Source organism: Salmonella sp. 32070601201500089SM (assembly GCF_017573605.1).
GTDB classification, from domain to species: Bacteria; Pseudomonadota; Gammaproteobacteria; order Enterobacterales; family Enterobacteriaceae; genus Salmonella; species Salmonella enterica.
On the sequence record NZ_JAGETK010000027.1, the window covers coordinates 1 to 4,134 of the forward strand.

6 protein-coding genes are annotated in these 4,134 nt (G+C 68.3%); all 6 read left to right on the plus strand.

What is annotated here, in order from left to right; genetic code table 11:
* Window positions 1-543, plus strand: a 543-nt coding sequence (gene ccmA / locus J4728_RS23535) for a cytochrome c biogenesis heme-transporting ATPase CcmA (protein ID WP_080111333.1), incomplete at its 5' end; no start/stop codon positions are given.
* Complete coding sequence (ccmB, locus tag J4728_RS23540; protein ID WP_000990037.1) at window positions 540-1,199, plus strand: heme exporter protein CcmB; 660 nt, start codon at window positions 540-542, stop codon at window positions 1,197-1,199. The genes ccmA and ccmB, both read left to right, overlap by 4 nt.
* 51 nt (window positions 1,200-1,250) lie before the next feature.
* Complete coding sequence (locus tag J4728_RS23545) at window positions 1,251-1,988, plus strand: heme ABC transporter permease (RefSeq protein ID WP_208212512.1); 738 nt, start codon at window positions 1,251-1,253, stop codon at window positions 1,986-1,988.
* Window positions 1,985-2,197, plus strand: coding sequence for a heme exporter protein CcmD (gene ccmD, locus J4728_RS23550; protein WP_000074110.1), 213 nt, complete (start codon window positions 1,985-1,987; stop codon window positions 2,195-2,197). The genes J4728_RS23545 and ccmD overlap by 4 nt, the downstream gene beginning before the upstream one ends.
* Window positions 2,194-2,673 carry a cytochrome c maturation protein CcmE gene (gene ccmE, locus J4728_RS23555; RefSeq protein ID WP_001053600.1) on the plus strand — a complete coding sequence of 160 codons (480 nt, stop codon included), beginning with the start codon at window positions 2,194-2,196 and terminating at the stop codon, window positions 2,671-2,673. Before ccmD ends, ccmE begins: the two co-directional genes overlap by 4 nt.
* Window positions 2,670-4,134, plus strand: a 1,465-nt coding sequence (locus tag J4728_RS23560; protein ID WP_243771314.1) for a heme lyase CcmF/NrfE family subunit, incomplete at its 3' end; no start/stop codon positions are given. The genes ccmE and J4728_RS23560, both read left to right, overlap by 4 nt.

Sequence of the window (4,134 nt, forward strand, 5' to 3'; positions counted from 1 at the left end):
GCCGGGGAGTGGGTGCAGGTCACCGGCGGCAACGGCGCCGGAAAAACCACCCTGCTGCGCCTGCTGACCGGGCTGGCGCGCCCGGACGGCGGCGAGGTGTACTGGCAGGGCGAGCCCCTGCGCCGCGTGCGCGACAGCTTCCATCGCAGCCTGCTGTGGATAGGGCACCAGCCGGGGATCAAAACCCGCCTGACGGCGCGGGAGAACCTGCACTTCTTCCACCCCGGCGACGGCGCGCGCCTCCCGGAGGCGCTGGCGCAGGCCGGGCTGGCGGGATTTGAGGACGTGCCGGTCGCTCAGCTCTCGGCCGGGCAGCAGCGCCGGGTGGCGCTGGCCCGCCTGTGGCTGACCCGCGCCGCGCTGTGGGTGCTCGACGAGCCGTTCACCGCCATTGACGTTAACGGCGTGGCGCGCCTCACCCGGCGGATGGCGGCGCACACGGCGCAGGGCGGGATGGTCATTCTCACCACCCACCAGCCGCTGCCGGGGGCCGCGGACACCGTCCGCCGCCTGGTGCTGACCGGCGGGGGGGCCGGGCTGTGATGTGGCGTGTCTTCTGTCTCGAGCTGCGCGTGGCGTTCCGCCACGGCGCGGACATCGCCGGCCCGCTGTGGTTCTTCCTGATGGTCATCACCCTGTTTCCGTTAAGCGTCGGGCCGCAGCCGCAGCTGCTGGCGCGTATCGCGCCGGGCATCATCCAGGTGGCGGCGCTGCTGGCCTCGCTGCTGGCGCTGGAGCGGCTGTTTCGCGACGACCTGCAGGACGGCAGCCTGGAGCAGCTGATGCTGCTGCCGGTGCCGCTGCCGGCGGTGGTGCTGGCGAAGGTGCTGGCGCACTGGGCGGTGACCGGCCTGCCGCTGATGATGCTCTCCCCGCTGGTGGCGCTGCTGCTGGGGATGGACGTGTACGGCTGGAAAATCATGGCGCTGACGCTGCTGCTCGGCACGCCGGCGCTGGGGTTTCTCGCCGCGCCGGGCGTCGCGCTGACGGCCGGCCTGCGGCGCGGCGGCGTCCTGCTGGGCATTCTGGTGCTGCCGCTGAGTGTCCCGGTGCTGATTTTCGCCACCGCGGCGATGGACGCGGCATCGATGCATTTACCCGCTGACGGCTATCTGGCGGTGCTGGGGGCGCTGCTGGCGGGCAGCGCGACGTTAAGCCCGTTCGCCACCGCGGCGGCGCTGCGCATCAGTACGCAGTAGCGCCCCGGCACGACGGACATTTTACTGGTTTCAGGAGGTCAGGTGACGACTATGTGGAAAACCCTTCATCAGCTGGCGGCGCCGCCCCGGCTGTATCAGATTTGCGGCAGGCTCGTGCCGTGGCTGGCGGCAGTCGGCATCATCGCGCTGGCCACGGGCTGGGTCCGGGGCTTTGGTTTCGCCCCGGCGGACTACCAGCAGGGGGAGAGCTACCGCATTATGTACCTGCATGTCCCGGCGGCCATCTGGTCGATGGGTATCTATGCGGCGATGGCGGTGGCGGCGTTCACCGGGCTGGTCTGGCAGATGAAAATGGCCAGCCTTGCCGTCGCGGCGATGGCGCCGGTGGGGGCGGTGTACACCTTCATCGCGCTGGTCACCGGCGCGGCGTGGGGCAAACCGATGTGGGGCACCTGGTGGGTGTGGGACGCGCGCCTGACCTCGGAGCTGGTGCTGCTGTTTCTCTACGCCGGGGTCATCGCCCTGTGGCACGCCTTTGACGACCGTAAAATGGCCGGGCGCGCGGCGGGCATTCTGGTGCTGGTCGGCGTGGTGAACCTGCCGGTTATCCACTATTCCGTCGAGTGGTGGAACACCCTGCACCAGGGCTCGACGCGGATGCAGCAGAGTATCGACCCGGCGATGCGCTCGCCGCTGCGCTGGGCCATCGCCGGCTTCCTGCTGCTCTTTATGACGTTTTCGCTGATGCGGATGCGCAACCTGATTTTACTGATGGAAAAACGCCGCCCGTGGGTGAGCGAACTGATACTGAAAAGGGGGCACCGGTGAGTCCGGCATTTTCATCGTGGAGCGATTTTTTCGCCATGGGCGGGTACGCCTTTTTTGTCTGGCTGGCGGTGGCGATGACCGTGGCGCCGCTGGCGCTGCTGGCGCTGCACACGGTGCTGCAGCGCCGGGCCATTCTGCGCGGCGTGGCGCAGCAGCGGGCGCGCGAGGCGCGGATGCGTGCCGCACAGGCGCAACAGGAGGCCGCGTGAACCTGCGACGTAAAAACCGGCTATGGGTGGTCTGCGCGGTGCTGGCGGGCCTGGCGCTGACCACCGCTCTGGTCCTGTACGCGCTGCGCGCGAATATTGACCTGTTCTATACCCCCGGCGAAATCCTCTACGGCAAGCGCGAGACGCAGCAGCTGCCGGCGGCGGGCCAGCGCCTGCGCGTCGGCGGGATGGTGATGCCCGGCAGCGTCAGGCGCGACCCGGACTCGCTGAAGGTGAACTTCAGCCTCTACGACGCCGAAGGGTCGGTGACGGTGAGCTATGAGGGGATACTGCCGGACCTGTTCCGCGAGGGGCAGGGGGTGGTGGTGCAGGGCACCCTGGAGAAGGGCAACCACGTCCTGGCGCACGAGGTGCTGGCCAAACATGACGAGAACTACACCCCGCCGGAAGTGGAAAAGGCGATGCAGGAAAACCACCGCCGCCCGCAACGCGCTGATAAGGACACCTCATCATGATGCCTGAATACGGCCACGCGCTGCTGTGCCTGGCGCTCGGCGTGGCGCTGCTGCTGTCCGTTTACCCGCTGTGGGGCGTGGCGCGCGGTGACGCGCGGATGATGGCGTCGGCCGGGGTGTTCGCCTGGCTGCTGTTTATCTGCGTGGCGGGCGCGTTTTTCGTGCTGGTGCACGCCTTTGTGGTTAACGACTTCACCGTGGCCTATGTCGCCGGCAACTCGAACACGCAGCTGCCGGTGTGGTACCGGGTGGCCGCCACCTGGGGGGCGCACGAGGGCTCGCTGCTGCTGTGGGTGCTGCTGATGAGCGGCTGGACCCTGGCGGTGGCGGTGTTCAGCCGGCCGGTGCCGGCGGATATCGTCGCCCGGGTGCTGGCGGTGATGGGGATGGTCTGCGCCGGTTTTCTGGCGTTCATCCTGTTCACCTCCGGCCCGTTCGCCCGCACGCTGCCGGCCTTTCCGGTGGAGGGGCGCGACCTGAACCCGCTGCTGCAGGACCCGGGGCTGATTTTCCACCCGCCGCTGCTGTACATGGGCTATGTCGGCTTCTCGGTGGCCTTCGCCTTCGCCATCGCCGCGCTGCTGAGCGGGCGTCTGGACAGCGCGTTCACCCGTTTTGCCCGCCCGTGGACGCTGGCGGCGTGGGTGTTCCTGACGCTGGGCATTGTGCTCGGCTCGGCGTGGGCCTACTACGAGCTGGGCTGGGGCGGCTGGTGGTTCTGGGACCCGGTGGAGAACGCCTCCTTTATGCCGTGGCTGGCGGGTACCGCCCTGCTGCACTCGCTGGCGGTCACCGAACAGCGCGCCGGCTTTAAGGCGTGGACGCTGCTGCTGTCCATCTGCGCCTTCTCGCTGTGCCTGCTGGGCACCTTCCTGGTGCGCTCCGGGGTGCTGGTGTCGGTGCACGCCTTCGCCTCCGACCCGGCGCGCGGAATGTTTATCCTCGCCTTTATGGTGCTGGTCACCGGCGGCTCGCTGCTGCTGTTCGCCGTGCGCGGGCACAGGGTGCGTTCGCGGGTGAACAACACGCTGTGGTCGCGCGAGTCGCTGCTGCTCGGCAACAACGTCCTGCTGATGGCCGCCATGCTGGTGGTGCTGCTGGGCACCCTGCTGCCGCTGGTGCACAAACAGCTGGGGCTGGGCAGCATTTCGGTGGGGGAGCCGTTCTTTAACACCATGTTCACCTGGCTGATGGTCCCCTTTGCCCTGCTGCTGGGGGTGGGGCCGCTGGTGCGCTGGGGCCGGGACCGGCCGCGTAACATCAGGAAACTGCTGTGGGCTGCCGTTGTCACCACCCTGGTGCTGTCGGTACTTTTGCCATGGCTGCTGGAAGATAAAATCATCGCCATGACGGCGGTGGGGATGGCGATGGCCTGCTGGATTGCGGTGCTGGCGGTGGCCGAAGCCGTACAGCGCGTGTCCCGCGGCACGAAAACCTCTCTCAGCTACTGGGAAATTGGCG

Excerpts from the sequence above, each read along its gene's own strand:
- J4728_RS23545 (WP_208212512.1), top strand. The coding sequence starts at position 1,251 with ATGTGGAAAACCCTTCATCAGCTGGCGGCGCCGCCCCGGCTGTATCAG.